21 protein-coding genes and 1 rRNA gene are annotated in these 25,333 nt (G+C 34.3%); 2 read left to right on the forward strand and 20 right to left on the reverse strand.

The features are described 5' to 3' along the window. Positions 1–82 precede the first annotated feature (82 nt). The 8 genes from KHA90_RS25560 to KHA90_RS23630 all read right to left on the reverse strand — a co-directional run bounded on the left by KHA90_RS25560 (position 83) and on the right by KHA90_RS23630 (position 6,850). Positions 83–283, reverse strand: coding sequence for a transposase (locus KHA90_RS25560; RefSeq protein WP_262899377.1), 201 nt, complete (start codon positions 281–283; stop codon positions 83–85). Between the two features lie 322 nt (positions 284–605). Next, positions 606–2,207 (reverse strand): arylsulfatase, encoded by a 1,602-nt coding sequence (locus KHA90_RS23600; RefSeq protein WP_213307688.1) that lies wholly within the window; start codon positions 2,205–2,207, stop codon positions 606–608. Positions 2,208–2,267: 60 nt separating this feature from the next. Further along, positions 2,268–3,269 carry a hypothetical protein gene (locus KHA90_RS23605; protein WP_213307689.1) on the reverse strand — a complete coding sequence of 334 codons (1,002 nt, stop codon included), beginning with the start codon at positions 3,267–3,269 and terminating at the stop codon, positions 2,268–2,270. 33 nt (positions 3,270–3,302) lie between these two features. Beyond that, a complete protein-coding gene (locus tag KHA90_RS23610) occupies positions 3,303–4,130 on the reverse strand; it encodes a DUF2490 domain-containing protein (RefSeq protein ID WP_213307691.1) in 828 nt (275 codons plus the stop codon). 259 nt (positions 4,131–4,389) lie between these two features. After that, positions 4,390–4,872, reverse strand: coding sequence for a hypothetical protein (locus tag KHA90_RS23615; protein WP_213307693.1), 483 nt, complete (start codon positions 4,870–4,872; stop codon positions 4,390–4,392). Between the two features lie 79 nt (positions 4,873–4,951). After that, positions 4,952–5,524: an OmpA family protein gene (locus KHA90_RS23620; protein WP_213307695.1), complete on the reverse strand. Its 573-nt coding sequence runs from the start codon at positions 5,522–5,524 to the stop codon at positions 4,952–4,954. 82 nt (positions 5,525–5,606) lie between these two features. Further along, entirely contained in the window at positions 5,607–6,371 is a 765-nt protein-coding gene (locus KHA90_RS23625) for a hypothetical protein (protein WP_213307697.1), read from the reverse strand. Positions 6,372–6,607: 236 nt separating this feature from the next. After that, positions 6,608–6,850: a hypothetical protein gene (locus KHA90_RS23630; protein WP_213307699.1), complete on the reverse strand. Its 243-nt coding sequence runs from the start codon at positions 6,848–6,850 to the stop codon at positions 6,608–6,610. A 283-nt stretch (positions 6,851–7,133) separates the two neighbouring features. On the opposite strand from KHA90_RS23630, the gene KHA90_RS23635 reads away from it, so the two are divergent. Next, positions 7,134–8,726 carry a tetratricopeptide repeat protein gene (locus KHA90_RS23635; protein WP_213307701.1) on the forward strand — a complete coding sequence of 531 codons (1,593 nt, stop codon included), beginning with the start codon at positions 7,134–7,136 and terminating at the stop codon, positions 8,724–8,726. Between the two features lie 634 nt (positions 8,727–9,360). Here KHA90_RS23635 and KHA90_RS23640 read toward each other — a convergent pair. The 11 genes from KHA90_RS23640 to KHA90_RS23690 all read right to left on the reverse strand — a co-directional run bounded on the left by KHA90_RS23640 (position 9,361) and on the right by KHA90_RS23690 (position 24,574). Further along, positions 9,361–11,373, reverse strand: a complete 2,013-nt coding sequence (locus tag KHA90_RS23640) for a M13 family metallopeptidase (protein WP_213307703.1) — start codon at positions 11,371–11,373, stop codon at positions 9,361–9,363. 577 nt (positions 11,374–11,950) lie between these two features. Continuing rightward, positions 11,951–12,802, reverse strand: coding sequence for an oxidoreductase (locus tag KHA90_RS23645; protein WP_213307711.1), 852 nt, complete (start codon positions 12,800–12,802; stop codon positions 11,951–11,953). A 66-nt stretch (positions 12,803–12,868) separates the two neighbouring features. Continuing rightward, a complete protein-coding gene (locus KHA90_RS23650) occupies positions 12,869–13,825 on the reverse strand; it encodes a polysaccharide deacetylase family protein (RefSeq protein ID WP_213307720.1) in 957 nt (318 codons plus the stop codon). 12 nt (positions 13,826–13,837) lie between these two features. After that, on the reverse strand, positions 13,838–14,335 hold the full coding sequence (locus KHA90_RS23655) for a nuclear transport factor 2 family protein (protein ID WP_213307722.1): 498 nt from the start codon (positions 14,333–14,335) through the stop codon (positions 13,838–13,840). Between the two features lie 40 nt (positions 14,336–14,375). Beyond that, complete coding sequence (locus KHA90_RS23660) at positions 14,376–15,749, reverse strand: alginate export family protein (protein WP_213307724.1); 1,374 nt, start codon at positions 15,747–15,749, stop codon at positions 14,376–14,378. A gap of 210 nt (positions 15,750–15,959) precedes the next feature. Further along, positions 15,960–16,979, reverse strand: coding sequence for an MBL fold metallo-hydrolase (locus KHA90_RS23665; protein ID WP_213307726.1), 1,020 nt, complete (start codon positions 16,977–16,979; stop codon positions 15,960–15,962). A gap of 273 nt (positions 16,980–17,252) precedes the next feature. After that, a complete protein-coding gene (locus KHA90_RS23670; protein ID WP_213307728.1) occupies positions 17,253–19,022 on the reverse strand; it encodes an amidohydrolase in 1,770 nt (589 codons plus the stop codon). A gap of 33 nt (positions 19,023–19,055) precedes the next feature. Further along, a complete protein-coding gene (locus KHA90_RS23675; protein ID WP_213307730.1) occupies positions 19,056–20,060 on the reverse strand; it encodes an alpha/beta fold hydrolase in 1,005 nt (334 codons plus the stop codon). A gap of 47 nt (positions 20,061–20,107) precedes the next feature. Beyond that, positions 20,108–20,896, reverse strand: coding sequence for an alpha/beta hydrolase (locus tag KHA90_RS23680; RefSeq protein WP_213307732.1), 789 nt, complete (start codon positions 20,894–20,896; stop codon positions 20,108–20,110). Between the two features lie 193 nt (positions 20,897–21,089). Beyond that, complete coding sequence (locus KHA90_RS23685) at positions 21,090–23,039, reverse strand: sigma 54-interacting response regulator (RefSeq protein ID WP_213307739.1); 1,950 nt, start codon at positions 23,037–23,039, stop codon at positions 21,090–21,092. A gap of 14 nt (positions 23,040–23,053) precedes the next feature. Beyond that, entirely contained in the window at positions 23,054–24,574 is a 1,521-nt protein-coding gene (locus KHA90_RS23690) for a sensor histidine kinase (RefSeq protein WP_213307741.1), read from the reverse strand. 441 nt (positions 24,575–25,015) lie between these two features. Here KHA90_RS23690 and KHA90_RS25565 point away from each other — a divergent pair, with 441 nt between their 5' ends. Then, a complete protein-coding gene (locus tag KHA90_RS25565) occupies positions 25,016–25,138 on the forward strand; it encodes a transposase (protein ID WP_317197422.1) in 123 nt (40 codons plus the stop codon). 123 nt (positions 25,139–25,261) lie between these two features. On the opposite strand, the gene rrf is transcribed toward KHA90_RS25565, so the two are convergent. Beyond that, positions 25,262–25,333, reverse strand: a 5S ribosomal RNA gene (gene rrf / locus KHA90_RS25950); the annotation flags it as partial.

Raw genomic sequence — 25,333 nt, forward strand, 5'->3', positions numbered from 1 at the left:
TGCAGAATCTTTTAATGCGAAAATTAAAGCATTTAGATCTCAATTTAGAGGAGTTAGAAATGTAGATTTCTTCTTATTCAGATTATCTAATCTTTTTGCTTAATCCCCAACTTTTGCACCTGATCCGCAAAAACGCCCCTAAATTTTGATATAATACTTTTATTTTTGCATTGAAAGATTCTGCCAAAGCGTTGGTCCTTCTGTTGTCAAAATAATTCAATATGGTCTGATAATAATTTATAATTGCGCGAGAGATTGTACTTCTGTTATCAAAATAGTTCAATATGGTTTGATAATGATCATTATTGTTCTTGATATTGTATTGAAAGACTTAATTTACTGTAACTGAAATACTTTCTCAGCTATTAAAAACTTTACAATTTTCTGCTTTATTAAATGAAGTAAGAAAAAATAGAAACAGAGGTAATTATATATATGCATAATGTTTAATTTTATAAACGGCCTGAGTAATTAGAACTCAAGCTGTTTATAATTTTACTTTTTTAATTTCCAGATTATTTCTTATTGATTAAACTTTTAGAGAGAAATAATTTAATAGAATAATAAGTATATATTTCGTTTCTTGTAGACTTTAGTTGCCGCAATTACTTACCCCCTCCTGAGGCTCCATTAGAAAGCAGCTGCATAATTACATCTAAGTTCATACTTCCACTCTTTTGGCTTGGCGGGTAATCCTTAAACGATTGTACAAACTGACCTGCAATCACCTGCGCGGGAACTAATGTCCAGAGTTTCTCTGCCGCCCATCTTCTGTACATATCAGATTCGAATGGAGCTTTCTCAAAAGGATCCTGACGCAAATTAACCACCAACGGTACATTCATACCAGTACGCTTACCAGTGAAAAGATTACCATCTATCCAATTAAATTCTATCTTCCAGTTCTCATAACGAAGCGCATTAAGGTTTCCGTTGTCATCAAAATAGAATATTTCCTTGCGAGGACTTTCTTTCTCCTGACCCTTAAAATAAGGGAGAAAGTTATAACCGTCTAAGTGATTCTTAAAGGTTTTATCACCAGCTTTAAATCCCGTCAATAATTCTTCTTTAACATTAGGTTTACCAGCAGCTGCCAAAAAAGTGGGCATCCAGTCTTCATGAGACATAATCTCATTGACAATAGTATTAGGTTTAATTGTACCTGGCCATCTTACTACACATGGAACTCTAAAACCTCCTTCAAACGTTGTCCCTTTTTCTCCTTTAAAAGGAACCATCCCTCCATCAGGCCAAGAAAACATTTCGGCTCCGTTATCACTGGTAAAAACTAAAATCGTATTTTCTGCAATGCCCAGATCATCAAGTTTCTTGAGAATTTCGCCAACATTATAGTCAAGTTCCATCATACCGTCTGCAAAGAGACCAAAACCACTTTTATTTGCCCACTTTGGCGAAAGATGTGTCCAGACATGCATTCTTGTAGTGTTGTGCCATAGAAAAAATGGTTTATTCGCTTTTACTGATCGATCTATAAAATCAAGCGAACGCGGCAGCAGTTCTTCCTCTGCAGTTTCCATACGTTTCTTAGTCAAAGGTCCGGTATCTTTAATTGTCTGTTTCCCTACTTTTCCAAAACGAGGATCAACTGTTGGATCATCTTTTTCAACAGCCTTACAGTCTAATACCCCGCGTGGCCCAAATTTAGCATGGAAAGCAGGGTCTTTAGGATAATCAGGATCTTCAGGTTCCTCTTCAGAATTTAGATGATATAGATTTCCAAAGAACTCATCAAAACCGTGCACGGTTGGCAAAAATTCATTTCGGTCACCCAAATGATTTTTACCAACTTGAGCTGTTGCATAACCCTGCGTTTTAAGCAAATCTGCAATAGTGGGATCTCCAACTTGAACGCCTTGTTTTGCACCAGGCAGACCTACTTTTAATAGCCCGGTTCTAAAGGGTGATTGCCCAAGAATAAGTGCAGCACGCCCTGCTGTGCAGGATTGCTGTCCGTAATAATCAGTAAACAATGCCCCTTCACTTGCAATGAGATCAATATTTGGAGTACGGCCTCCCATCATACCTCTGTGATAAGCGCTTATATTCCAGATTCCGACATCATCAGCCACGATGACAATAATGTTGGGTTTACCTGGGTTTTTTGAATTATTCTTTTTTGATTGCTGCCCTTGAGCAATAAAAGAAACTGTAATAAATAAAAGCGCTAAAATTTGTGTTTTTTTCATTTTTTTGATTTGTTTCGTTCATAATTTAAGTACTCATTTTAATTTAAGCGAAAATTTTTCTCATCGCCTTCTTTTACCTGATGCACCTGCTTTGGCAGATTGTATATTAGTACTTTGTTGACGATTAACCGCCTGTGGAGCATTAGCTTTGCTTGCATTCGCAGGAAGGGATGTTGTATTTGTTGCACGATTATTCGTTTGCGTACTGGTGGTTCTATTAGCGTTTGATGGAAGCGACGATGCATTTGAAGGCAAAGTTGTTGGCTTTTGATAATTATTTCCCTGATAAGTTCCTTTATAATTCCCACTTTTATTATATTGGTTTACCGTTACAGAAGTGCTTCGGTATGAACTGGAATAATGAGCATAATTAGGGCTGTGAATAATAAGTGTGTTTTGATAATAAGCATGATGATGGTACACATTATTATAATACATACTGAAATAAATAGGCGCCCATGGATGAAAATACGGCGGATAAAATCCATAATAATAAGGCGGATTGTACGGCACATAAACCGGAGAATACAAATACACAATTACCGGACTTGATTCAACTACGACCACTTGTGGCGACGCAGCAACCGGATTAGTGCCTACATACGCCGGATTTAGAGTAGCAGCTGCTGTTGCTGTTGCCGCTGGTTCTACTATATAATTTTTTCCGTATAATGCTTCGTCGCCTACTATCTGTAGGGTAACTTTTTTATTAGTATCTTTTGCTACCAGAATTACGGCTAAATCCTGTGTTTCAGTTTTACTAACCGCATCCTGAAGTATAAAGGTGTATGAATCTTTTTCTTTTTTGGTTACTACTTTGATAAAATCGATTTTTTTATCATTATCCAAATCGAGATTATTTATTCCTTGTTTTTCGGAATTTAAGGAAGCTTCAAAATCTTCTATCGTTTTTGATTTCTGAAAGAGATGCAATACAGCGTAAAGATCCAGATTATCTCCTGGCAATCCCAGTGCTTTTGGTTCTGAATTTTCTTGCGCGTAAATAGGCAGACTTAATAAACTCATTACAAAAACTGCTGTTGTAAAAATGAAGTTTTTCATGTTTTCAGTATTAAAAAATTATAAGAAGGATGTTTAAAGGTTGCCTTCGCCCTGATCTACTGCATTCTTTTTGCGTTCAAATGATTTTATAATCGTTGGTAAAAAATTATTAAAGATTGCTTTAAGCTGAATGGCATTTACCATTTTATTGGTAGGTTCTCGGGGCATAATTTCATTGGCATAAGCCGCTTCAATTTGTATATTTTCCATCATTGCAAACCCTATACCTAAACTGGCCCTGTTTCTATCAAATAAATCCGGACCACTTACAAGGCTTTTAGTTTTAAAAAAAAGTTCATCTGAAGCAAAAAGGTAAATGGCTTTTGACTTCATTCCAAGAGTTGTGATTGGGCAGACTGCTTTAATCTGAAGCCTAAATCTTTCTACAGCTTCTAAATAATGATCATCATTCTCAATATGCCTGTCTTCAATTCGCCCCCTGAGATTTACTTTAATTTGCGGAGACTTTACCAGATTGTAAGTTGCCTGAAACGCTGTTCTAAATTCAGGAGCTTTTCTTTGATTGAGTTCCGGTACATTTTGATTTGAATAATAGGCGTAAAAGACAGAGACTTTCCATCTTTCCGAAGGATAATAATGTGCCCAGCCTCTTATATAAAACTGCGTTATATTGTGAAAAATATCGCTGTTTTCCGGAGTACTGCTTGTTACATAACCTGCATCAAGTTGTAATACCCATTTTTGGCTCAAATCTTTTGTAAAGTCATATTCGTTCCAAAACTGATTGAGTTTATCGGTTTGTGCGTGTATCTGACTATTGCCAATTATCAGAAGTATATAATAAATCTTATAATTAAAAATTCTCCCTACCTTAAAATGGTTTCTTTTTTCCAAATGCATATGAAGCAGTTATTAACGGACTCTTGGTAAACCCATTTAAAGTAGCCTTGTCTTTTTTCTTTCTGTACCTCGACATTAAAGTATAATCCTGGATAAAAAAGACTTAGATGCAAATTTTCAATAGCTTTATATAAACTAAAAAATCCCAACTCGTCACTTTCCCTTCCATATTATTTCTACAATCACTGGAATTCAATTACTTTATGAATTTTGAGAATAAAAAGTGACAGCTTTCTATAAGCCATCACTTTTTGTATGTTTAATTCAACTTAGTCTTGTCTATTTCATCAATAAATGGTATTGAGTCCTGAATTTCACCTCTTATTGTAGTTTGAAGATAAATTTCTAACTGTATAAACTTGGCTGCATTAGTCGCTCCAATAACTTTTTTAGCCTTTTCATATGTCTTGTCATAAAGTTTCTCTACTTCAAGATTATTTTTAAGGTTTGCTTTTGTTAATTGATCCGCATCTGCATCAGTCAAGGTTGCATATTTAGCTGCATATTCATCAATAATCTGAATTTTTTTCTGGCCCAGAACTTTACGTTCGGCTTCATAACTGTCGTAAACAGGCTGAAAAGCCTTTGTCTGTGCCGGACTTAAAGCCATATAGACATTAACCAGATCTGTTTTTGATTTTCCGTAAGAACTTTGAATAATAGCGAGTTCATCTTTAGAAGAAGATTGCGCATTTAAACTCACTGATAAAGTCAGGACTAAAAGGATAAGTAATTTTTTCATGATTTTATTTTTAAGGGTTATATTGATAATTTGTTTAATTTTTAAAATTGAAACTCAATACGGCACCAAGTCCAAATTGTTAAGTAGAAACATAATCTGTTACGCCAACAATACCAATATAAGTCCAATAATAGCTGTTCCCTACAGCTGCCGCCATGGATTGCAGATAAGCATTCAGGTTGATGGAAACTGCCGAGTTGGTTTTGATTTTTACGCCTCCTTTAATTTCCCAAGCAAAATAGGTCCCGCTGCCGCTTTGTGGTGTTTCAAGAATTGCAATTCCAGCTCCTGCTCCCAGATATGGTAAAGCTTTTTGGGTATTGCCTCCAAAATAATGTGCATAATCCATTAAAATATAATTAATTGCACCTTTATCATCTCCTGTGTTAACTTGGGTTTTATTACTTGCATATAAAGGCAATTTGGTGTCGAGTCTTTGGTATTTCAATTCAGCAGAATTATTCTCTGACAAAAAATATTCAATACCTGCACCGTATTCAAAGCCTTCTTCTACATAACCGTAAGAATTGTTATATTCGACTTTATCAGAAAAAGTATAACCTCCATATAAGTTTAGAGTTATAGATCCTGCGTCTTGTGCTTTTACCGATATTACCACCAGTAAAGTAAAAATTAATAAAATGTATTTCATGATTTGTTTGATTTCTTAAATTATTTGATATTTTTCACATAGTATGATTCCTCATTTAGCAAGAATAGTTTTAAATACTTTTTTAAAAATGAAACCCAAATTTTATCACCGGACCAGATGTATCTACATTATATAAAAAGTAATCAGCTCCGTTTCCTGTGTCATAGTCTAAGGATATTATACGATAACCTCCCTTAATCTCGAATAATTTTGAAAATCGATATCCTGCATAAGCTTGCATCTGCCAGGCAAATTGTGAACCTATTCCAAATCCGCCTATTTCTCCTCGAACAGTATAAATAAACTTTTTACCTGGCGTATTTTTAAAAACGGCAATCAGCATTGGATCAATCCACGTTTTCGTTGTTTCTTTTTTAATATTAGTTGTCCCTCCGCCAATATTATTTCGATTAATATCAAGCTCTAGCTTAATAGAATTTAAAAGTCCACCAACACCTACTTCCAGCCATGGTTTGACTTTATATAAACCAGCCAATTCCCAACCTAACTGTTTTGCTGTTAAGTCACCACTGCTAATCAAAGCGTTGCCTTTTACGGCTTGTCCGATGTCCATATAGAGAAGATCAGAATTTAAGCTCCATTTTTCGTTTGAAGCTTCAAAATATAACATCGCCCCAAATTGTAAATTATCAAAAATCTGATTTGACTTTACATCCACATCCATTTCAGGCAAATTTCCAAGTGCTGTTTTTCCACTCATATTAGGAAACATGACATATGGCTCGACATAATACGACCATCCTTGCTTAACCAAAAACTCCTGTGCCATCAGCTGTAATGAAGAAAAACTCAGTAAGACTATCAGTATTGAATATTTTATTTTCATTAGTTTGACGTTTAGTTAAAATTCATTTACTTTTTTGCTTCTGATTAAATTCCAAAACGATACTGTAATCCTGTCAGGAACTGCTCCCGGCTGCCCAAAAAACATATTCAGCCCTTAGCATAACTATTTTATCCAGATAAACTTGTCCAAAGAATACACGCCGGAAAGCAGAAGTAGTATTAATAAGTGTTTTTTACGCTCACAGGATTAAATTTGATGATCTTAGAATTGACTTTTCAGATTTCATTGTTTTTTATATATCTCAATATTTCTTTTTCTAATTCAGTAAAAAGATGTTCGTACTCTACTTTATATTCTGCATTCTCCTGAATTTTTTCTTTGCATTTCTCTATGTATATCTTACTGGTACAATAATCATTACACATGATCCTAAAATCATCATCGGCTAAATATAAAATTCTAATTGAATCTTTATGTTCAGCGAATTTTTCAGTATTTAAAGCTTCTGGTATAACCATAATCAGTTTTAACAGGTTAAATAATTATTTAATTAAATGATTATAATTCATTCATCAGAAAGTAGTAAAATGAGGGAATTAGAAATGTTAATATTTTGTGAAGTAAAACTATACAAATAAAGGCCTAAAATTACCCGTTTAACGTTATTAACCGTTAAATCAAATAGTTATAATTAAAAATAAATTATAGACATGATTATTACATTGTTAAAAAAGACTACATTTAGATGATTTTTATAAGAAAAATCAATTACAAATCCTTGTCATAATTCACCATGAAGGAATGAATACAACAATAGTATTTTCTGAAGCAGAAATTTGTCTGGAACTAAAACAGGTCTTAAATTTTCCTGCGCTTAAAAATTCTCCCACTATTACCAAATTCCTGAACTATATTGTTTCTGAAACTATTAGTAAAAGAGAGCAATTCATTAAAGAATATACAATTGCAATTAATGTATTAGACAGAAATCCTAATTTTAATTCTTATAATAATGCCGTAGTGCGAATTCATGCCGGAAGATTAAGAAGAATACTTAATGAATATTATTTAACTGATGGTATTAATGATACTCTTGTTATTTCCATGCCAAAAGGAGGGTATGTTCCTGAATTTAAAGAAGTTGAAAAAATAAAAAATACTATTTTAGATTCTGCTTTTTTACCAAACGAAAATCCAAATCCTATTGTTGCTATATTTCCTTTTAAAACAAGCTCAGACAGGACTGATATTGATTTGTTTGCTACGGGAATAAATGAAGAACTTACCGCTGAACTTTCAAGATTTCAGGATATTACAGTGATAGGATATTATTCTTCAGAAATGATAATGAGAATAAAACAAAATTTTTTAGAAGCAGGCAGGCTCGTTGGCGCTGACTACATAATAAGTGGAAGTATTCGTCATAACGAAAGAAAAATACGTGTTCGGGTCAATCTTTTAATTACAGCTACGGGCGAAGTAATGATGACCAAATCTATAGAAAAAGAAATTCTAATGGATTTATTTGATATGCAGGATGAAATTATACAAACTGTTATTTGCGCTATTGGAGGTTATTACGGTTATATTTTTCAGGAAATGACAAAAGCATCCCCTTCTAAAGTATCTAAAAACATAGCGGTATGGAAAGGTATTCATAACTACTATCAATATCAAAGATCTTATTCTGTGGATAATTATAAATTGGCTCTTTTTACTTTGCGATTAGCGGTGAAAAAAAATCCCGAGAATGCTGTTTCCTGGGCAATGTTGGGCGAATTATATCTCAATGGCGTTGGATTAGCAATAAAAGAGATAAAAAGACCTGTCGAGGAAGGCTATCAATGTTGTATGAAATCTTTGAAAATTGATCCACTTTGTCAACAGGGCTGGCATACGCTAACACTTTATTATCTCTTTAAAAAAGATAAAGAAGCTTGTTACAATACTGCGAAAGAATGTATTAAACTAAATCAAAATTGTTCTGTTTTAGTTTCTGGTGCTTCTTTAATGGTTATTTGCGCCGGTTATTTTGAAGAAGGTTTTTTAATAATGGAGAAAGCTATAAAACTCAATCCTTATTATCCCTGGTGGATTAATTGCGGTTTTTGTTTTTATTATTTGCATAAAAAAGATTATGCAAGTGCCAATTATTGGGCAAACAAAATTGAAGCAGAAGAAACATTTTGGGATCCCTTACTAAAAGCTACTACACTCTCTTATTTAAATCAACAAATTCCAGCCAAAAAACAATTGATAAAACTCTTAAAACTAGAACCTGAAACGTCGACACAAATTAGAAATATGTTAGCGACAATATTACTATCCGAAGAACTTATTGACCAGATTATTGCCGGGCTTAGTATTACAGGTTTATATCCCAACAAAAAATAAGGGTAGTTTCGAAAAAAATCTCTTATTAACCCTCCAGTTTTTTAATTTATTTACTTTTTACTTATTAAAATAAGATTCTTTCACTTCACTTAACTCAATCTTTATCTCTCAATTGTTTTAAAATTAACCATGGAAATATTACGTTGATACATTATTTGCCACAAAAATTTAATTTGCATTTTTCTTCAATTTCGTTTCATGCGATTAAACAAGTTTTTTTAGTTATGTAATATAAATTTTATTTTTTATTTTGAATAAATTATAAGCTACTTAGTTAATTTAAACAAGTTAAATGTGTTTTTATTAAAAAATGCTTAACGAATCGATATTTGAAATTTGAGGCAGAATCGTCACACATCGCTTTTTGTAAAAATAAAAACTCAGTTTGATAAGACCTGTTGATTTTGCATTGAATTCCAACTGGAACAAAATTTCAGGTACAGTAAATGCCTCTAAATCCATAATAATTTACTCCATGAAGAATCATAAAATTACTTTACCTAACATTGCTAAAGTATTATTAACAGGCTATGTAGAAACGGCATCTACTGATTTTATTACGAATAATTGCTGATTTTGAGATAGCTTCAACTACTATCCTTCTTTGCGAAACTCTATTGATTTTTTAGCAATATTACCAAATTGTAATTCTGTCTTTCTTTGGCAAAAACATTTTATCGCCTGGTTGTACATTAAATGCTTCGTAAAAAGGTGTAGTATTCATTAAAGGACCATTAACACGCCAATTTGGTGGAGAATGTGGATTGTTGTTAATCCACAAACGCAGGAACTCGTCTTTCATTTTTACTCTCCATATTTTAGCTATGGATATAAAAAAGCGCTGGTCTGGGGTAAAACCGTCAATTTTTGTATTGCCTTGCCCTTCTTTAGTCATTTTAAAAGCATCATAGGCAACTGCTATTCCCGCAATATCTGCTGTATTTTCGCCTACTGTCATTGCGCCATTAACGTGTAGATCGCCTAAAACGGTATAGGTACTGTACAAATTAACAACCTGTTGTATTCTTGACTTAAACTTTGCATAATCCTCTTTTGTCCACCAGTTTTTTAAGTTGCCATCCTTATCATATTGAGCACCTTGATCATCAAATGTATGGGTGATTTCGTGACCTATAACCATACCTATGCCTCCATAGTTAAGTGCATCATCTGCATTATTATCAAAATATGGGGGCTGTAGAATACCAGCAGGAAAAACAATTTCATTTGCAGAAGGATTATTATATGCCGTAACTGTTGGAACTGTAGTATACCATTCTGATTTATCGACCGGTTTGCCCAATTTTGCCAATTGAAATTGATAAGCTGTTGTAGCGGCCGAAACCATATTTTCAAAATAGGTCTCTCTGGCTATATGTACATTACTATAGTCTTTCCATTTGTCTGGATATCCTATTTTCTTGGTCATGGCAAACAATTTTTCTTTAGCTTTTTGTTTGGTACTTTGACTCATCCATTCCAATTTATCAATTCTTTTGGCATACGCTTTTTGCAAATTATTCACGAGGACTAACATACGTTTCTTAGCATCTTGTGAAAAATATTTCTTCACATACAATTGACCCAACGCTTCGCCTAAGTAATTATCAACAATATTAGCCATTTTTTCGCCACGTGATTTTTGAATAGCTTGACCAGAAAGCACTTTGGTATACTCAAATGATGCATCTACAAAAGGTTTACTTAAATCATCTGCATATCTTTCTAGAGAATTTGCTTTAAGATAAATTTTCCAATTATTAATGGGAATGGTTTTTAAAAGCTTATTAAGGGCATCATAATAGGCAGGTTGGCCTACATTAATGAAATCGGTTTGAGCATCTAAATTATTTAAAAAAGTATTCCAGTCTATATTGGGATGTTTTTTTATAAGATCTGTCACAGTCATTTTATTATAATTTGCCTGAACATCCCTAAGTTCAACTTTTGTTTTATGCGAAACGGCGAGTTGTTTATCAATATCGTAAACCAAATTAGCATTCTTTTTAGCCTCTTTTGCATTGCTGCCGGTTTGTTGAAATAATGTAGCAAGGTATTTTTTGTACGATTCCTGTATAGCAACAGTTGATGAATCTGATTTGAAATAATAGTCCCTGTCAGGCAAACCGATACCTGTTTGATAGATTTGGGCAATGTTCATACTGCTGTTTTTATCATCGGGTGACACTCCAAAACCTATAATAGAGGAATTGCCTACTTTTACTTCATTAACTACAAAATTCATTAAGGACGGTAAATCGTTAATGGCTTCAATTTTGGCAAGCAGGGGCTTGATAGGTGTATAACCGCGTTTATCAATTGTTACCGTATCCATACCTGATGCATAAAAATCTCCTACCTTTTGGGCTATACTTCCTTTTGAATTTTTTCTTTGCGAAATACTGTCCAATATTCCCTGCAGGCGCATTCGTTGCGGATAATTCATAAACATATAGGCACCAACTCCCGCTTGAGATGGAGGTATTGCTACAGAATCATACCATTTGCCATTTACATATTTAAAAAAATCATTACCAGGTCGCAATGTAGAATCTATTCCGGTGATAGCGATATTTTTTTTTTCCTGATGTTTTGAACACGCAGTAAAAGCTAAGAATGCAATGAAGAGCATTAATGAATTTTTCATAATCTGGACTATTTCTATTAAAATGAACTGAAAAACCTTTGAAGGCAGATTTTAAGAATGATATTCTTGCTAGAGTTAATTTTAGCAGAACAATATACGAATTCAGTTTTTAATTCTAAAGTTTTTGTTAGAATTACTACTTATAAAACTCAGAATTATAAGCCTTCATTTATTGTTAATGTGTTAATTCAGCATAACGTTTTAGAACTAAGGTAGCTTTTAAACTAAATTAATCCAGTTAAATTACTCAAATAACTGATAAAAAGAGAGTTACAATAGATGCCATGTATTATGAATTATTAAAATTAAGCGCAAAGTTGAGTATTATGAGAGATTGGGATAAGCACTGATAAGAATATTTAACAGTTTTTATTAGAAATAACAAAATAGCATTTCTTATTTCACGATGCGAAAAACACCAATTCTAATTGCTTTTTTGAAATTAGCGTTTTAATTAAAAATATAGTAAGTACACCCGTTGGGTGTAACTAATAAAACTTCAATTAAACACATATTCCCGATAGCTATCGCGACTATGTGTTTAAAAATAATTACACCCCAACGGGTAAGCAATGAATTACGATGCAGATGCGAAGTCTGTTGAAAAAGTAAGTTCTTTATTAGCCTCAATTTCAGTTTTTAGCGAATCAATTTTATAATTCGCAAAACCATAAGCATCTGAACCTGTTAGTAAACGAAGCGGCGGCTCGGGATTTTGAGTAACTTTTATAATTAAATCAGCTACTTTTTCCGGATCGCCCAATTGTTTACCAGGAATATCGTTTTGATGCGCATTTACACCTTCACGAATACTGGTATACTCTTCAATAGGATTTTTCGAAGCAATTAAAGATGAGCTATTTAAAAAATTTGTACGCACATAACCCGGTTCAATAAGAGTAACATTAATCCCGAAAGGTTTTACCTCTTGCGCAAGTGCTTCAGAAATACCTTCAACGGCAAATTTAGTTCCACAGTAAATTCCCCAGCCTGCTCCCGCAATTAATCCAAAAACAGACGAAAGATTGATAATATGACCCGATTTCGCAGCTCTCATATGAGGTAAAACAGCTCTGGTAACATTCAATAAACCAAATACATTTACATCAAAATTGGAACGAACTTCCGCATCAGAGCTTTCTTCTATTCCTCCAATTAAACCGTAACCGGCGTTATTAACAACAAAATCTATTGAACCAAAGTGTTCTATAGCAATACTTACTGCTTTTTTTACACTTTCTTCATCAATTAAATTCACCTGCAAAGGCAAGAACTGATCAGATGTATTGCCAACTGCCGTTTTAAGCGTTTCTTTGTTTCGGGCAGTAGCAACTACATTAAATCCTTGTACCAATAGTTGCTTCACCAAAACAAGACCTATTCCTTGTGAAGTTCCTGTAATAAACCATGTTTTATTTTCATTTTTCATATCTGTTTATTTTAAAATTTATAACTCATTTTCTTAATTATTTACTTTACAAAATAATAATCTGAATTATTCTCGTATGATGCTCTTATCTTCATAAGCCATTCGGGCAATTTCGTCTTTACGTTTAAAACTAACTCCTTTGTGTTTTTGGATATAGCTAATAATTTCTGTAGTTGCGGCAACCATTTGTGGAGTACCTCCAATACGATCATGAAAGCTTATTGACATCTGCCTGCGCTTTTTTTCAGATTCTTTATAAAGCTGATCAAATTCCAGTATAACCTGACGCACAAACTGATCTGCACTAAAATTTTTTCCTTCGATCAAAACAATATCGTTGCAGCGAATTGTGTATGGAACAACTGCAAAATCTTTTCCTTTTACCTTTAATAAAAATGGCTCGTCACGGCTTAAGTCGTCAATATGATACTTAAAACCAAGTTCCTGTAAAATTTCCAGAGTATTTGTACCACGTCTTAACCAATTTGCATTATAGCCAACAGGTTCAAAACCAGTTACTTTTTTAATAGCATCTGCTCCATCTTTGATGATTTTTTTTTCAGTTTCATAGGGCATAGAATATTGCGTTGCCCAATCCATTCCATGAGCGGCAGCTTCATGTCCTCTCGCTACAATTTCTTTGGCAAGATCCGGATTTTTTAATGCCGCTGATCCTACCATATGGGAGGTAACTTTTATTCCGAGTTTATCCCAATTGTCCAGCATTCTTGGAATTCCTTCTTTGTACCCGTACTGGTACCAACTATCACCAGGAAGATCAATAAATCCTTTTTGCATGTTTTGCGGAAATGGACTCTCTGCATTTACCGGCTGACCACCAGCTTCAAACTGCATAGATACAGATACAACCAAACGCGATCCGTCAGCCCACTTCGCATTCGGATTTGAATTTTTGAATGCTTTGTCTATTTCGAGATCACTTGCTGACAATATGTTTACAGGCAGCAAGCCAGCCAGACCCGCCAGACCTGCCTCTTTAATAAATGTTCTTCTGTCCTTCATCTTATTCTTATTTTATTTCAGTGCTTTTTCTATAATTAATGTTTCTTCGTACAAGGAAAATTTGGTTATCAGATTATTTTCCACTGTAATATGCATTGCCAAAGGCATCTTGAAATGTTTGCCCGTTTTCTTTACCGTTCGCTCTACAGTTCCAAATACCGCTACTTCGTTTCCACGCAATAAAAAAGATTGGGCTTCCAGTTTTTCGCTTCCATCAATAAAATAACTAAACAGGGTTTTGAATAATTCTGAAATTTCTTCCCGCTTAGAACGGTGTCCTGTCCACGGCATATATTTTGATTCGAAAATGTACCAGTCGACATTTTCTGACACCATCGAGGCAATTTTTTCGGGATTTTTGGCGCCAACATATCCAAAGAATTTATCTACAGTTTGTTTGGTATTGATTTCTACATCAGAATATACCTGTGCCTGTGTTGAAAAACTGAATAACAACAATATTGCTATTAATCTTAAAGTTTTCATTTTTAATTGCATTACTGTTTCCATAATTATCTTTTTAAATTTTTCGTTTATTTTACTTTGAAACTTAAAAGTGAAGCTGCATTGTAATTCCTGTAAAAAATATATTTTTTCCTGTTCCCGATGCTTTGATGTAATCTTCGGCCTGAAACCAGGTTGCTTCGAGCCTGAAATACAAATATTGATTGGGTTCCCAGACGATTTCACTTTCAAGCTGATTTCCAATTTTCTTTTCTGTTGTTGTATCTCCGGGATAAATCAGCGTTGTATTTGGCGCATAAATGCCATCGTTGCGGCTGTATCTCCAAAACATATCATAATCAATAATCCAATCGATGTTTTTGGCGATTTCAAAACTTAGTGAAGGATGAAAATCTATTAAATTCGAAGGTCCTATTACTGAAGCCAATCCAAAATAAGCACCTCTTGGAAAAAGCGGATTGAAAGTCTGCAAACTGTTATCGCCTATATTTTTGTCTCCGCTAATTACTTCGGCTTTAAAGCCAAATTCCGGACGAAACTTTACCTCGTTAAAACGATATCCTGCATTAATAGAAGCCGTCCACGCATTGATATTTTTTTCGGCTACATCACCAAACTGGTAAACCGCTTCGCCATCATAACGCCAGTTCCCTGTTTTTTCCCAAATACGCGTTCCTACCGAATGTCGTTTTTCTTTTCCCTCGGCATCATTAAATGCGGCATTTGCTCTTTGATAGCCCAAATAATAAACATCAATATTTTTTATGAACGGTATTTTATTAAAAACCAGATAACTTCCCCATAGCTGCCTGTCTTTATTTGATGCATCATCAAAAATACCATCGTGCGCAACCACATAATGACTGTAAAATAAATCGGCTGTAAAATCTTGTTTTGCTATCATCGCTTTTACCCCATCAAAAGATTGTCTGTTATTTGGCCCTTCTCTAACTGCGACTAAGCGCTGCGATCCGTAAGTAAGTTCCTGCCGGCCTGCTCTAAAAATCAGCCTTTTACTTCCTTCATTTATTATATTCAAATCAACAAAAGCCTGATGTACTTCTAGCGGATTTTGCTCCACAGGACTCGGATCAATTCTTCCGTCAGCCGTACTGCTTTGTAACTGAACAAAAGTTCTAAAATACTTTCCGGCATGAAAATCGGCATGAAACAAATATCTTCCTAAAACATAACCATCGTTATCCTGCGGACCGTCGCCCCAATTTTCATTTTTAGCATAGAAGTATTGAAACCGTATATCGCCTCCAAAACTGATATATGTTTTTTTTGAAGAAGAAAGAGGCAGGAATTTCATTGTTTTGTACCAATTATTAGTCACGGTATCATTTTCCAGAACACTGTAATTCTCATCAAACCGAAGTGATTTAAACTCCGGATACTGCTGTGCAAAACCATAAAATGAAAGCAATAAAACCAATAATAGGATCTTGTTTTTCATGTTTCAATTTTAAATTATTATCAGGTTGTTGAACATATTTAAACACATAGAAACATAGATTTAATTTTAAAAAAAGAGCGCAAAAAAGAAACTCGTTTCTTAACACATAGTTATGTTTGTTAATGCAAGTGAAACGGCTTTTTTGAGTTCAATAATACTATGTTTGTATGTGTTAAAAATAAATAATTACACCTAAGGGTTTATTTTTAACTACTTAGGGCCATTTTGCTTAATATCCTTGTACGCATTCGGCACATTGAAATTAAAATGAAGCCAGTTAAAAAGTTCGTATCCTTTATCAAATTCTTTCATCGTTACAGCAGCTATGGTTTCTTCTAATGTGAATCCTTTTTTTACGGCATTTTCGACATTGGTCTGCAAAGCGGTCACATAATCGATGGTATATTTAATTCCGGCTTTATTGGTAATGCGTCCGTGTCCCGGAACTACGATATCCTTATCAGAAATCATGTTGTAGATTTTGTTCAGGTTCTGAACCGGCTCTAAAAAATACCCGTCAAACAACCACGGAATAGTTGGGCTTTCGGCAATAAAAGGATTTCCTGCCCATAATACATTTCCCGAAGGTGATTTGAGATATACAAAAAGATCAGCGGGAGATTGTGCGGTTCCAACATTCATTATCTCAACAATATTGCCTTTTCCCATATCAACTTTCATGGTTTGGTTGATGGCTATTGTAATGTCTGCAGGACGGTAAACACTTTCTTCAATTCCTCTGCCTTTGCCAAAAAGCATAATCATAAACTGTTTGATATTATCGTAGTTTTTAGAAAGGTTTTCTTTGCAGAATTCGTTTTGAATCACAATGGTTTCTTTTGGAAGCAGGTAATTTCCAAAACAGTGATCGCCGTGATCGCTCGTATTTATCGCATAAACAATAGGTTTTGGCGTAACAGACCGTATCAATTTATAAAGCTGGTCATAAAGTCCTTTGCTTAGCATGGTTTCAATAAGCAAAACGCCTTTGTCGCCTACAATAAATCCTGCCGAAGTTGCCTGTGCAATACCTTTTGTAGTTTCGGTTTCGGTTGTACTTGGCGAGACTGCATATACATTGTCTGAAATTTTATGCAATTTTAAAGTCACTTTGTTAGCATCCCAAATGGGTACGTGATCCGGCATTGGAAATTGTGCATATACTATTGTATTGGAGAACATGCAACATATGATGACCGCTAATGCTGAAATTATTTTTTTAATTTTCATGATCTGAATTTTATATATTTTATTAATTAAATCTTTTCGAGTAATTAATTTTAACACCTATTTGAATGCTGATTTTTAAACTATTAGAAAGTTTTCACGCATATTAAGCAGATTTTTTTAATCTATTTAATCCTTTAATCTTTGGCTATTTTTAAAACATAGCTATGTGTGAGAAACTAGTTTCTTTTTAACTTCCTTTTACAAATCATAAAATCTATGTCTCTATGTGTTAAATATTTTTTTAAGAATTATATCGAATGGATTTATTTATGATTAAAGCTTTTTAGTATAGCCACCAAAGTATTTCACTGGCGACCAATCCGGAATTACCGGAGCAACTTCAGGATCAAGTGATTTAAAATCTCTAGCGCCGTAAACAATTTTACCGTTTACAATCGTTAAATCCGATTCTATATTTCGAACTTTATCATCTGAAATTGTAAAATAATCCTCTGATAAAATTGATAAATCAGCATACATTCCTTTTATCAATTTTCCTTTTTCTTTTTCTTCGCCCGAAAACCAAGCGCTTCCCGAAGTATATAATTGAAGTGCTGTGAATTTATCCAAAACCTGATCTTTTGGCCAAAACTGCAATCCACCTAAAGTTTTTCCTGTAATGAGCCAATGCAACGCCATCCACGGATTGTAGGTCGAGATTCGGGTAGCATCCGTTCCCATCCCGACAGGAATTCCCATTGCTAACATTTTTTTGATGGGAGGCAATTGTGTTTTTGGAGCGCCATACATTTTTTCATACAACTCGCCCTGAAAATACATTCTGAATTGAACTGCGATTCCGCCATTTAGCGCTTTCACTCTTTCCAATTCCTGAGGTGTAATGGTTTCGGCATGATCAAAAAACCAGCGCAATCCGTTAAATGGAATTTCCTTGTTTACTTTTTCAAAAACATTCAGCATTCTGTCAATTGATTCGCCGTAAGTAGCATGCAATCGAAACGGCCATTTGTTTTTTACAAGCAAACGAATAATGGGTTCCAGATCTTTTTCCATTTCATCAGAAAGGACAATTCTTGGTTCGAGAAAGTTTTCAAAATCTGCTGCTGAGGCCACAATATTTTCTCCGGCACCTTCTTCGGTGTAACCGTTTGCGACTAAAAGATTATCATTTTTATTAACAACAGTTTCGGCAACCCACTTTTCATAATCCTGAAGTTCTCTCCCTTTTTGCTGGGCAAAGAGATAATAGGAAATCCTCAAGTTCAGTTTACCTTGTTTGGCCAATTCCATCGAAGTCACATAATCTGCCGGAAAGTTTTGTGATCCGCCCGCTGCATCAATCACCGATGTTAATCCAAATCGGTTGAGTTCACGATTAAACTGAAGCGAACTGTTGATTCTTTCTTCGGGAGTCAGTTTTGTAGTTAATCCCAATGTGGTGTAAATGGCTTTTGGCGTTTCTTTTGCAAACATTAATCCGGTTAAATTTCCGTTTTTGTCTTGTTCCAGAACGCTGCCTTCGTAGTGGGTATCTTTGGTATAACCTAAAACTTCGATTCCTTTTTTGTTCAAAAATGCTTTACCATATAGATAGGTTATAAAGACAGGTTTGTCAGGGACTGCAGCATTTATTTCGTCAATCGTGGGCTGTCTTTTTTCTTCAAAACCAAATTCATTCCATCCTCCAATCACTTTAATCCAAACTCCGGGTGGTGTTCTGGCTGCTTGTTCTTTAAGCATTTCCATCGCTCTTTTTAAAGTTTTTACGCCATCCCAACGCAATTCTGAGTTGTAATTCAGTCCTTCGCGAATCACGTGAATATGACTGTCGTTTAAACCCGGAACTATTGTTTTGCCTTTTGCATCAATACTTTTAGTTGCTGTTGTTTTATAACTTTCTAAAATATTTTTTGAAGTTCCGGTTGCCAGAATAATGCCGTCTTTTACCGCAAGAGCCTGAACAAATTCGCCGGCTTTTTGCATGGTTGCAATTTTTCCGTTGTAGATAATCAGATCCGCTTTTTCCTGAGACTGTACCAACAGACCAAAGAAAAATAATAGTAATACAAATAGTTGTTTCATTCTTTCAGATTTAGTTGGTCTGTTTCTGTTACTTTATTTTGCAAGGAAAAAAGCCAGCAAATCTTTTTGTACCTGAGCTGTATTTTCCTGAACCAGCCAGTGTCCTGAACCTGCAATTTTTGATTCGGTTACATTTTCGGCAACTAATTTAGAATGTTCTTTTAGGAAAGCTGCCGCAAAATATTCTCCACCCATTGCCAGTAAAGGCATTTTAAGTTTTGTTTTTGCAAAAACCAGATTGTCTTTTCCGTCCTGCGGAAAATTCCCAAACCATTTAAAACTTGATTTTGCAGCATCTTTAACAGCGTAAGCTCTCACAAATTCAGCTGTTTCTTCTGCTGTAAAAGGATCTTTTACATGTCCTACCATTGGCCAGAAATTGGTCAAGAATTCTTTTTCTTTTCCTTTTACAATATCTCCTGAAGCGGGCCATGCAAAAAAGCCAAACCACCACGCTGAAGCCGAAACTTGTGACCAAACCGGTTCAATACCCGGAAGAAGAGCATCCATCAGGGCTAATTTTTTGACTTCACTGCCATATTGCGCTGCATAGGCATAAGCTACCATAAGCCCAATATCGTGACCGGCAAGATTGACTGAGTTGTATCCTAATTTTTTTACCAGTTCGTGAATATCTGTTGCCATTGTTTTTTTATCATAACCACCTTCAGGTTTGTCAGATTCGCCAACGCCTCTTAAATCAGGCGCGATTACTGTAAAATGTTTCGATAATTCCGGTAGTAAGCGATTCCACATGTACCAGTTTTGTCCAAATCCGTGTACTAATACAAGCGGATCGCCTTTACCACCAATGACATAATGAATGTTTACGCCGTTGACCAATGCAGTGGCATGTTTAAAATTCGCAGGCGGATTTGCAGGTTCTGCCTGAGCCGTTTCGGTTGCCTCAGCGGGTTTTGTTTCTGTTACCGGAGTTTCTTCTGTTTTTTTATTACAGGAAATTAAAATCAATAGTAAAAGTCCGAAGGTTAAAAGCTGGACTACTTTGTTTTTGGTGTTTAATAAATTCGTTTTCATAATTAAAATTTTAAATTGGTTATTAAATAAATTGGTCATTATAATTTTTATGCGGGCAGTTTTGCGATCCATTCTTGTATATAAACTGCAATTTCCTGCCAGCCGGGTTGGTTTAAAACAAAATGATTTCTGTCGGGAAAAACCCTGAAATCCGTGATAGAATTTTTATTAGTATATTTTTTATAGTTAGAATAATTGAGCGATTCCGGAATAGTATGATCCGTTGATCCTGCAATTAATAGTAAGGGATTGTGAGCAGCCTCAAAATCAACCTTTGCGACTGAAGTAATAGTATCGCGGACAATTAATTTAGACTCCGGAATAACCGATTCGAAATACGCTTTTTCCTGCCATTCTTCGGGCATTCCGTTAGTAAACGCATACTGCCACTGGCTAAAACTCATTAAGAAAGTTTTTTTTGCAGAAGTAAAAAAGCCAAGCGGTCCCCAGCCGGCTTTTAAAAATGAAAATTTAAAAGTTATAATTCCTTGGGGTGGAACCGAATGTATGGCAATTGCGGCTGATGCCAAATTACGTTGTAAAAGTATCTGCGCTATAAGTCCGCCAATAGAGTGACCGATAATAATAGTTTTTTGGGGAAGGCTTTTGGCAACATCATCAAAGTATTCGATTAATTGCGTTAATCGCAGACCTGCAATCTGAGAATCCGGATGGCGATCGCGTAAAACAGCTGCGGGTGCATCTTTGTAAGGCCACGCAGGAGCAAGAGTTTTAAAGCCTTTACTTTCAAAAAAAACGATCCATTCGTCCCAGCAATTATTGCTTACAAATGCGCCTGTAATAAAAAGTATTGTAGTAGGGTTTTCAGTCAGCATAATACATATTTTAATGTTATGCCAAAATGTAAACTAAAACCGAACCTTTTCAGTAATTAACTGATTTGCAAATACTTATATTTTAAAATAAAAATTTACTACAACTATATTTCGTCGTATAACGAAAATAAAGCAACTTAATATCGTTTTTAGAAGCATCATTCAACTGATAATCAACAATATAAAAAACAACTTAGAAATGACTTCGCTTTATGCCTAATTTCTGCATTCTAGAAGCCAGTGTTGTTGGCGGAAGTCCTAATATCTCTGATGCTCCGCCTGTTCCTCTAATTCTTCCGTTGCATTTTTCTAAAACGTTTATAATATGTTCTCTTTCATTTTCCTGAATGGTTTTAAAGTACCATTCATTTGACTTGTTATTTATTTTAACTTCGTCGAAAGCCGGAAGCGGGATATGTTCAATGGTATCTGTTTTTGCTAAAAGAATACTTCTTTCAATAAGATTCTCGAGTTCACGAATATTCCCGGGCCATTGGTATGCTAAAAGGCTTTTTAAAGCGCTTTCTGCTATTTCGGTTACATTTTTTCCCGTTTTAGAACTATAGACAGCAATAAAATGACGTGCAAGAAGACCAATATCTTCTTTACGCTCCCGTAATGGCGGCAACTGAATAGGAAATACATTTAACCTGTAATACAAATCAAGTCTGAAACGACCATCGGCAACTTCTTTTTCGAGATTACAATTGGTAGCTGCAATAATTCTAACATTTACTTTTATTGAGACATTTCCTCCAACACGTTCAATTTCTTTTTCCTGGATTGCCCGCAGCAGTTTTGCCTGCATTTCTAATGGCATATCACCAATTTCGTCGAGAAATAAGGTACCATTATCTGCTTGTTCAAATTTTCCAATTCGTCTTTCTGCCGCTCCGGTAAACGATCCTTTTTCATGCCCGAATAACTCCGATTCTACAAGGCTTGGAGGCAGTGCAGAACAATTAATTTTAATAAAAGGCTGATTTTTTCTATTTGAAAGCTCTTTAATACTATGGGCAATACTTTCTTTTCCTGTACCACTTTCTCCGGTAATTAAAACCGTTGTATCAGCAGTAGCAACTTGCAAAATGTGATCAAATATTTTGAGCAGCACCGGGCTTTTTCCCACGATTGATTCAAAGCCTGAATTTTTTATGTTTTTACTATTGACAGAATTTTCGGCAGAAGTATTTTTATTGTCTAATTTCTTATCATGACTAATCAAATTTTCAATGGCAAAAATTAAGGGTTCTTGAAGCCTTTCGCAAAGCGTTAAATGATTTTTGTTATAATTGTCTTCCTGTCTGCTAAAAAAAGATAAATATAACCCGCCATTTTCACTGATTGATAAAGGAACAGGCAGCATGAGATTGGATTTCATATTCATGGAAGTCGCAATCATCTTTTTGATAGGAGTTTTATCGCATATTTTTATAAAATCTGAACCATTATAAAATGTGGCTTCGGTCTCGACCTTACTTTTGTTTCGTAAATCAGTAATTTCAGACTGTTTTAAGGCCGTAATATTTTGTAATTCTTCAATTCCTATGCGTTGGTATTCGTGTAATCCGGTCCTTGCATAACCCAAAACTCTGCTGGATAATTTATTTTCCATATAAAAAACAGCCATTACAAGATCAAAGGAGATGAGAGACTGCAAGGCGGTAATAATATTAAGAACCCTGTCATCCCAAGTGCCACTTTTTGTGATTATAGCTTTTAATTGTTTCTGAAATAAAAGCTCTTTTCTTATAGAAGATTCTATTCCATGCTGCTGATGATATTCGGCAATTTCAATGGCTACTAATAAATCTTTTTCTCTAAATGGTTTTACCAAAAAACCTTGAGGATGGGTCAGTTTAGCTTTGCTTAGCACATCTTCATTAGAATTGGCAGAGAGATAAATAAATGGAATATTATCTTCTCTAAGTATTTCAGCAAGATCAATACCGGTCTGCTTTCCTGAAAGAAAAACATCTAATAATACTAATTCCGGTTTTTCCTGTGCAATATAATATTTGGCATCTTGAACTGACCGTGCCATTCCCATAACAGAATGTCCTGCTTTTTTAAGCATAAGCCGCAAATGATTTGCCTCAACAAACTGATCTTCAACAACGAGTATTTTTAGTGGTTTTGCCATTTTAAAGAATTAAATTAATGAAGATTACTTTCGTTAATAGTGAATTCCAAAGTTATTTTTGTACCATTTTCACTAAGGATTTGAAACTTCCCTCTAATGTCATCAGAAAGACCAGACATTAGTTTTATGCCTAATGAAGGGCTGTTATAAGGATCAAAATCATCTAGAAGTCCAATACCATTGTCCTGAATGATTAAAGCATAATTTTTATTATCATTTGTTTTAAGAGAAATAGTAATTACTCCGTTTTTATGATCTGGAAAAGCATATTTAATAGCATTTGTAACGGCTTCGTTAAAAATCAGGCCTATTGGTATTGAATGAGACAAAGGAAGATTAAAGCTGTCGATATCCATTACAAATCTAATTGATTTTCTAATTTCAAATGAATCTTTTAAATACTCAGCTAATTCAAATATGTAGGACGGCATATCAATTATTGATAAATTTTCTGATTGATATAGTTTCTGATGAATTAAAGACATGGCATGAATTCTGTTCTGACTACTGTTAATCGCCTCAACAGCCTCTTCATTTTTTAAAAATTCGGACTGACTTGCTAGTAGCCCTACAACCATGTGCAGATTATTTTTTACTCTGTGATGAATTTCCCGCAAAAGCCATTCTTTTTCAACGACTAGCTTTTGGAGTATACTATTTTTTTTATTGATTTCATTTTGTTGTTTTTCCAGTACCTTGTTTGTTTTCTTCTTAAATACAAAACTTTTATAAAGTAATCCAAGAATTATAAGTAAAAGCAAAACAAAAGTTACCATGGAATTACGTAAAAAGACCTCGTTTTTAAGTTTGCTTTGCTGCAACAAGGTTTTATTTTTAAGTTTGATAATATCCATGCTTTTCTTTTCTGTTTCATAAATAATATTCAGTCTGGAAGAAATAGGATAAATATCACTTTCTTTAAGATTGGCTGCTTTATAAAAAAATATAGCTTTTTTTAGAAAATTTAACGAGTTGTGAAAATCTGAGATTGAAAAATACAATTCGCTGATTTCTTTGTAGCAGTCACCACTTCTTTTATTATTTCTTGACTTTTCAAATATAGATGCTGCTATAAAAATTGGATCTAATCTCTCTGCTATTGGCGCATTAGTACGCATTTTAGCTGACCAGACCATTACCCATGCTTCTCCCAAATCATTTGTTTGATTTGTTTTAGTTAATTTTTCTATTGCTTTTCTGGCGTTGACTTCTATCATTGAATTGTTATTCCTTAATTCTTGCACCATCGAAAGTTGTAGATAACATTTACCAGAATAAATATTAGAATGAAGGGTCTGGCTTATAAGAAGGGCTTCCTCAGCATATTGAATTGCCTTTTGCAATGTTTTAGGGTTGTTATAAGAAGCTTCATACCAGTCACTTACTTTTAATAAAATTTTGACTTTCTCTATGCTTTCAGGTAATCTAATAAGCAATTCCTCTGCTTTTTTTACTTGCTGTTCGTTGTAAGCTAATTCTTGATCTAAATCATTTTTGAGAACGGAGATTTTTTTTTCCGCTATTCCGTCCTGCATTATGCTGTTAAAATTAGCCAATGCATTTACTTCTCCAAATGTAAACCATATACAAGGAGAAACAGAATTATTCTGTAGTGCTTTGAGAGCATTTTCTTAAGAATTTAATATGCTCTACGAAGGTATTAATAATTATGTATTTAAATTTAAAATATTTTATAATTGAATGTCAACGATATATCGTTGCTTTTTTATTAATCGCATTAAAATAAGTTTACTAAAAATTAACAATAATAATTGAATAATCAATAATTTAGAAAACAAGTGGTTATTGTAATTGGTGGAAATAGACGAATTGGTTTTGCCTCTAAATTAGCAGCAAAATGTGCAAAAATACTTTTTAGATCCCAATTTAGAGGAGTTAGAAATTTAGAGTGAGAATATTTTAGTTACAGCAAATTAAATACAATATCAAGAACAATAATAAATCATTATCAAACCATTTTAAATTATTTTGATAACATAAGCACTAATGCTTCGGCAGAATCTTTCAATGCAAAAATAAAAGCATTTAGATTAAAATTCAGAGGAGTCAGAAATGTTGAGTTTTTCCTTTTAGGCTAACTAATATTTATGCTTAATTTTCCAAATCCACAGGTTTTCGTGTTGATCCCAACAAATCAGCAAAAACAAAGTTTTTTAAAACAAAAAAAAATCCTCATCAAATAATGATGAGGATTTTAAAAAGAAAGGCGACGACATACTCTCCCACATAACTGCAGTACCATCTGCGCAGGCGGGCTTAACTACTCTGTTCGG

The sequence above is a fragment of the Flavobacterium psychroterrae genome (assembly GCF_018380615.1).
GTDB classification, from domain to species: Bacteria; Bacteroidota; Bacteroidia; order Flavobacteriales; family Flavobacteriaceae; genus Flavobacterium; species Flavobacterium psychroterrae.

Bases quoted from the DNA above. Each gene is read 5' to 3' on its own strand.
- KHA90_RS23665 (WP_213307726.1), bottom strand. From the start codon at position 16,979: ATGAAAATTAAAAAAATAATTTCAGCATTAGCGGTCATCATATGTTGC.
- KHA90_RS23620 (WP_213307695.1), bottom strand. From the start codon at position 5,524: ATGAAATACATTTTATTAATTTTTACTTTACTGGTGGTAATATCGGTA.
- KHA90_RS23690 (WP_213307741.1), bottom strand. From the start codon at position 24,574: ATGCAGGACGGAATAGCGGAAAAAAAAATCTCCGTTCTCAAAAATGAT.
- KHA90_RS23675 (WP_213307730.1), bottom strand. From the start codon at position 20,060: ATGAAAACGAATTTATTAAACACCAAAAACAAAGTAGTCCAGCTTTTA.
- KHA90_RS23625 (WP_213307697.1), bottom strand. From the start codon at position 6,371: ATGAAAATAAAATATTCAATACTGATAGTCTTACTGAGTTTTTCTTCA.
- KHA90_RS23635 (WP_213307701.1), top strand. From the start codon at position 7,134: ATGAATACAACAATAGTATTTTCTGAAGCAGAAATTTGTCTGGAACTA.
- KHA90_RS23660 (WP_213307724.1), bottom strand. From the start codon at position 15,749: ATGAAAAACAAGATCCTATTATTGGTTTTATTGCTTTCATTTTATGGT.
- KHA90_RS23645 (WP_213307711.1), bottom strand. From the start codon at position 12,802: ATGAAAAATGAAAATAAAACATGGTTTATTACAGGAACTTCACAAGGA.
- KHA90_RS23605 (WP_213307689.1), bottom strand. From the start codon at position 3,269: ATGAAAAACTTCATTTTTACAACAGCAGTTTTTGTAATGAGTTTATTA.
- KHA90_RS23600 (WP_213307688.1), bottom strand. From the start codon at position 2,207: ATGAAAAAAACACAAATTTTAGCGCTTTTATTTATTACAGTTTCTTTT.
- KHA90_RS23640 (WP_213307703.1), bottom strand. From the start codon at position 11,373: ATGAAAAATTCATTAATGCTCTTCATTGCATTCTTAGCTTTTACTGCG.
- KHA90_RS23610 (WP_213307691.1), bottom strand. From the start codon at position 4,130: ATGCATTTGGAAAAAAGAAACCATTTTAAGGTAGGGAGAATTTTTAAT.
- KHA90_RS23685 (WP_213307739.1), bottom strand. From the start codon at position 23,039: ATGGCAAAACCACTAAAAATACTCGTTGTTGAAGATCAGTTTGTTGAG.
- KHA90_RS23680 (WP_213307732.1), bottom strand. From the start codon at position 20,896: ATGCTGACTGAAAACCCTACTACAATACTTTTTATTACAGGCGCATTT.
- KHA90_RS23615 (WP_213307693.1), bottom strand. From the start codon at position 4,872: ATGAAAAAATTACTTATCCTTTTAGTCCTGACTTTATCAGTGAGTTTA.
- KHA90_RS23655 (WP_213307722.1), bottom strand. From the start codon at position 14,335: ATGGAAACAGTAATGCAATTAAAAATGAAAACTTTAAGATTAATAGCA.
- KHA90_RS23670 (WP_213307728.1), bottom strand. From the start codon at position 19,022: ATGAAACAACTATTTGTATTACTATTATTTTTCTTTGGTCTGTTGGTA.
- KHA90_RS23650 (WP_213307720.1), bottom strand. From the start codon at position 13,825: ATGAAGGACAGAAGAACATTTATTAAAGAGGCAGGTCTGGCGGGTCTG.
- KHA90_RS23630 (WP_213307699.1), bottom strand. From the start codon at position 6,850: ATGGTTATACCAGAAGCTTTAAATACTGAAAAATTCGCTGAACATAAA.